At 57.5% G+C, this 4,979-nt stretch carries 2 rRNA genes; both read right to left on the minus strand.

Features of this window, described 5'->3' with window-relative positions:
- Nucleotides 1–22: 22 nt before the first annotated feature.
- Nucleotides 23–3,145 (minus strand): 23S ribosomal RNA (locus ACIP6U_RS48640).
- Nucleotides 3,146–3,448: 303 nt separating this feature from the next.
- Nucleotides 3,449–4,976, minus strand: a 16S ribosomal RNA gene (locus tag ACIP6U_RS48645).
- Together the 16S and 23S rRNA genes form the textbook arrangement of a ribosomal RNA operon.
- Between the last annotated feature and the right edge of the window lie 3 nt (nucleotides 4,977–4,979).

Raw genomic sequence — 4,979 nt, forward strand, 5'->3', positions numbered from 1 at the left:
AACACAGTGGACGCGAGCAACTGAGGACAAGCCCTCGGCCTATTAGTACCGGTCACCTCCACCCATTACTGGGCTTCCAGATCCGGCCTATCAACCCAGTCGTCTACTGGGAGCCTTAACCCCTCAAGGGGGTGGGAACACTCATCTCGAAGCAGGCTTCCCGCTTAGATGCTTTCAGCGGTTATCCCTCCCGAACGTAGCCAACCAGCCATGCCCTTGGCAGAACAACTGGCACACCAGAGGTTCGTCCGTCCCGGTCCTCTCGTACTAGGGACAGCCCTTCTCAATGTTCCTGCGCGCGCAGCGGATAGGGACCGAACTGTCTCACGACGTTCTAAACCCAGCTCGCGTACCGCTTTAATGGGCGAACAGCCCAACCCTTGGGACCGACTCCAGCCCCAGGATGCGACGAGCCGACATCGAGGTGCCAAACCATCCCGTCGATATGGACTCTTGGGGAAGATCAGCCTGTTATCCCCGGGGTACCTTTTATCCGTTGAGCGACGGCGCTTCCACAAGCCACCGCCGGATCACTAGTCCCGACTTTCGTCCCTGCTCGACCCGTCGGTCTCACAGTCAAGCTCCCTTGTGCACTTACACTCAACACCTGATTACCAACCAGGCTGAGGGAACCTTTGGGCGCCTCCGTTACTCTTTAGGAGGCAACCGCCCCAGTTAAACTACCCATCAGACACTGTCCCTGATCCGGATCACGGACCCAGGTTAGACATCCAGCACGACCAGACTGGTATTTCAACGACGACTCCACAACCACTGGCGTGATCGCTTCAAAGTCTCCCAGCTATCCTACACAAGCCGAACCGAACACCAATATCAAACTGTAGTAAAGGTCCCGGGGTCTTTCCGTCCTGCTGCGCGAAACGAGCATCTTTACTCGTAGTGCAATTTCACCGGGCCTATGGTTGAGACAGTCGAGAAGTCGTTACGCCATTCGTGCAGGTCGGAACTTACCCGACAAGGAATTTCGCTACCTTAGGATGGTTATAGTTACCACCGCCGTTTACTGGCGCTTAAGTTCTCAGCTTCGCCCGACCGAAGTCGGACTAACCGGTCCCCTTAACGTTCCAGCACCGGGCAGGCGTCAGTCCGTATACATCGCCTTACGGCTTCGCACGGACCTGTGTTTTTAGTAAACAGTCGCTTCTCGCTGGTCTCTGCGGCCACCCCCAGCTCAGAGCGCGAAGCTCATCACCGGACATGGCCCCCCTTCTCCCGAAGTTACGGGGGCATTTTGCCGAGTTCCTTAACCATAGTTCACCCGAACGCCTCGGTATTCTCTACCTGACCACCTGAGTCGGTTTAGGGTACGGGCCGCCATGAAACTCGCTAGAGGCTTTTCTCGACAGCATAGGATCATCCACTTCACCACAATCGGCTCGGCATCAGGTCTCAGACTATGTGTGATCCGGATTTACCTGGATCACGTCCTACACCCTTACCCCGGGACAACCACCGCCCGGGATGGACTACCTTCCTGCGTCACCCCATCACTCACCTACTACAAGTCTGGTCCGCCGGCTCCACCACTTTCCATTCCCCGAAGGGTCCGGAACGGCTTCACGGGCTTAGCATCGCCTGATTCAATGTTTGACGCTTCACAGCGGGTACCGGAATATCAACCGGTTATCCATCGACTACGCCTGTCGGCCTCGCCTTAGGTCCCGACTTACCCTGGGCAGATCAGCTTGACCCAGGAACCCTTAGTCAATCGGCGCACACGTTTCTCACGTGTGTATCGCTACTCATGCCTGCATTCTCACTCGTGAACCGTCCACAACTCGCTTCCGCGGCTGCTTCACCCGGCACACGACGCTCCCCTACCCATCCATACACCCGTTGGGGTTGTTGTATGAATGACACGACTTCGGCGGTACGCTTGAGCCCCGCTACATTGTCGGCGCGGAATCACTAGACCAGTGAGCTATTACGCACTCTTTCAAGGGTGGCTGCTTCTAAGCCAACCTCCTGGTTGTCTCTGCGACTCCACATCCTTTCCCACTTAGCGTACGCTTAGGGGCCTTAGTCGATGCTCTGGGCTGTTTCCCTCTCGACCATGGAGCTTATCCCCCACAGTCTCACTGCCGTGCTCTCACTTACCGGCATTCGGAGTTTGGCTAAGGTCAGTAACCCGGTAGGGCCCATCGCCTATCCAGTGCTCTACCTCCGGCAAGAAACACACGACGCTGCACCTAAATGCATTTCGGGGAGAACCAGCTATCACGGAGTTTGATTGGCCTTTCACCCCTAACCACAGGTCATCCCCCAGGTTTTCAACCCTGGTGGGTTCGGTCCTCCACGAAGTCTTACCTCCGCTTCAACCTGCCCATGGCTAGATCACTCCGCTTCGGGTCTTGAGCGCGCTACTGAATCGCCCTGTTCGGACTCGCTTTCGCTACGGCTTCCCCACCCGGGTTAACCTCGCAACACACCGCAAACTCGCAGGCTCATTCTTCAAAAGGCACGCAGTCACGACGCCACATGCAAGCATGTGACGCGACGCTCCCACGGCTTGTAGGCACACGGTTTCAGGTACTATTTCACTCCGCTCCCGCGGTACTTTTCACCATTCCCTCACGGTACTATCCGCTATCGGTCACCAGGGAATATTTAGGCTTAGCGGGTGGTCCCGCCAGATTCACACGGGATTTCTCGGGCCCCGTGCTACTTGGGTGTCTCTCAAACGAGCCGCTGACGTTTCGACTACGGGGGTCTTACCCTCTACGCCGGACCTTTCGCATGTCCTTCGCCTACATCAACGGTTTCTGACTCGTCCTGTTGCCGGCAGACAACAGAAGAGAGATCCCACAACCCCGTATACGCAACCCCTGCCGGGTCTCACACGCATACGGTTTGGCCTCATCCGGTTTCGCTCGCCACTACTCCCGGAATCACGGTTGTTTTCTCTTCCTGCGGGTACTGAGATGTTTCACTTCCCCGCGTTCCCTCCACTTGCCCTATGTGTTCAGGCAAGGGTGACAGCCCATGACGACTGCCGGGTTTCCCCATTCGGACACCCCCGGATCAAAGCCTGGTTGACGACTCCCCGGGGCCTATCGTGGCCTCCCACGTCCTTCATCGGTTCCTGGTGCCAAGGCATCCACCGTGCGCCCTTAAAAACTTGGCCACAGATGCTCGCGTCCACTGTGCAGTTCTCAAACAACGACCAGCCACCCATCACCCCACCCTTACAGGCGAGTTCACTGGGGCCGGCACTGAGGAAAAATCCATTCCCTCAGACACCCAACAGCGTGCCCGACCCACCAGGTCCATCCTTCATCCGGTCCACGCCGAAGCAGTACTGGGAAGAGAAAGAAACCAAGTGCGCCGAATAGTCAACGTTCCACCCTTGAGCAACCACCGTCGGACGTTTGCCGACGAAGTGGCCCTGGACCACCAGACAATGTCCGGCGGTCTAGATGCTCCTTAGAAAGGAGGTGATCCAGCCGCACCTTCCGGTACGGCTACCTTGTTACGACTTCGTCCCAATCGCCAGTCCCACCTTCGACAGCTCCCTCCCCACAAGGGGGTTGGGCCACCGGCTTCGGGTGTTACCGACTTTCGTGACGTGACGGGCGGTGTGTACAAGGCCCGGGAACGTATTCACCGCAGCAATGCTGATCTGCGATTACTAGCAACTCCGACTTCATGGGGTCGAGTTGCAGACCCCAATCCGAACTGAGACCGGCTTTTTGAGATTCGCTCCACCTCACGGTATCGCAGCTCATTGTACCGGCCATTGTAGCACGTGTGCAGCCCAAGACATAAGGGGCATGATGACTTGACGTCGTCCCCACCTTCCTCCGAGTTGACCCCGGCGGTCTCCTGTGAGTCCCCATCACCCCGAAGGGCATGCTGGCAACACAGAACAAGGGTTGCGCTCGTTGCGGGACTTAACCCAACATCTCACGACACGAGCTGACGACAGCCATGCACCACCTGTCACCCGACCACAAGGGGGGCACCATCTCTGATGCTTTCCGGGCGATGTCAAGCCTTGGTAAGGTTCTTCGCGTTGCGTCGAATTAAGCCACATGCTCCGCTGCTTGTGCGGGCCCCCGTCAATTCCTTTGAGTTTTAGCCTTGCGGCCGTACTCCCCAGGCGGGGAACTTAATGCGTTAGCTGCGGCACCGACGACGTGGAATGTCGCCAACACCTAGTTCCCACCGTTTACGGCGTGGACTACCAGGGTATCTAATCCTGTTCGCTCCCCACGCTTTCGCTCCTCAGCGTCAGTAATGGCCCAGAGATCCGCCTTCGCCACCGGTGTTCCTCCTGATATCTGCGCATTTCACCGCTACACCAGGAATTCCGATCTCCCCTACCACACTCTAGCTAGCCCGTATCGAATGCAGACCCGGGGTTAAGCCCCGGGCTTTCACACCCGACGTGACAAGCCGCCTACGAGCTCTTTACGCCCAATAATTCCGGACAACGCTTGCGCCCTACGTATTACCGCGGCTGCTGGCACGTAGTTAGCCGGCGCTTCTTCTGCAGGTACCGTCACTTTCGCTTCTTCCCTGCTGAAAGAGGTTTACAACCCGAAGGCCGTCATCCCTCACGCGGCGTCGCTGCATCAGGCTTTCGCCCATTGTGCAATATTCCCCACTGCTGCCTCCCGTAGGAGTCTGGGCCGTGTCTCAGTCCCAGTGTGGCCGGTCGCCCTCTCAGGCCGGCTACCCGTCGTCGCCTTGGTGAGCCGTTACCTCACCAACAAGCTGATAGGCCGCGGGCTCATCCTTCACCGCCGGAGCTTTCAACCCCCACCCATGCGAGTGGAAGTGATATCCGGTATTAGACCCCGTTTCCAGGGCTTGTCCCAGAGTGAAGGGCAGATTACCCACGTGTTACTCACCCGTTCGCCACTAATCCCCACCGAAGTGGTTCATCGTTCGACTTGCATGTGTTAAGCACGCCGCCAGCGTTCGTCCTGAGCCAGGATCAAACTCTCCGTGAATGT

Origin of the sequence: Streptomyces sp. NPDC088794 (assembly GCF_044750545.1) — a bacterium.
GTDB lineage: Bacteria > Actinomycetota > Actinomycetes > Streptomycetales > Streptomycetaceae > Streptomyces.